The following is a 622-nucleotide window of genomic DNA, read 5'->3' on the forward strand; positions in this document are numbered from 1 at the left end:
ATCGGCACCAGTTGCACCGGTAGCGCCAGTTGCACCATCTTTAATGATGGTAGTAGTGGTATTACCGTTACCGTCTTTGATGGTTACAGTATGAGTACCGTTGCCGTTGTCTTTAACTTCGGCTTCAGCGTTCTTACCATCGGCACCGGTTGCACCAGTTGCGCCGGTATCGCCTTTGGCACCAGTTGCACCGTCTTTAACGATAGTAGTAGTGGTGTTACCGTTACCGTCTTTGATCGTTACAGTGTGAGTACCGTTGCCATTGTCTTTAACTTCGGCTTCAGCGTTCTTACCGTCTTTAACGATAGTAGTAGTGGTATTACCTTCGCCATCAGTGATGGTTACAGTGTGAGTGCCGTTGCCATTGTCTTTAACGTCGGCTTTAGCATTCTTACCGTCTGCACCGGTATCACCTTTAGCACCAGTTGCACCTGTTTCACCGGTAGCGCCAGTTGCACCGTCTTTAACGATGGTAGTAGTGGTATTACCGTTACCGTCTTTGATGGTTACAGTATGAGTACCGTTGCCGTTGTCTTTAACTTCGGCTTCAGCGTTCTTACCATCTTTAATGATAGTAGTAGTGGTCTTAACTTCGCCATCAGTGATGGTTACAGTGTGAGTG

Annotated in this window: 1 protein-coding gene; it reads right to left on the reverse strand. The window is 47.4% G+C overall.

The window, feature by feature from the left end; genetic code table 11:
- Positions 1-622, reverse strand: a 622-nt coding sequence (locus tag ACTHUR_RS15580) for a collagen-flanked surface repeat-containing protein (protein ID WP_440399542.1), incomplete at both ends; no start/stop codon positions are given.

It is taken from the genome of Neisseria sp. P0021.S007, from assembly GCF_051956855.1.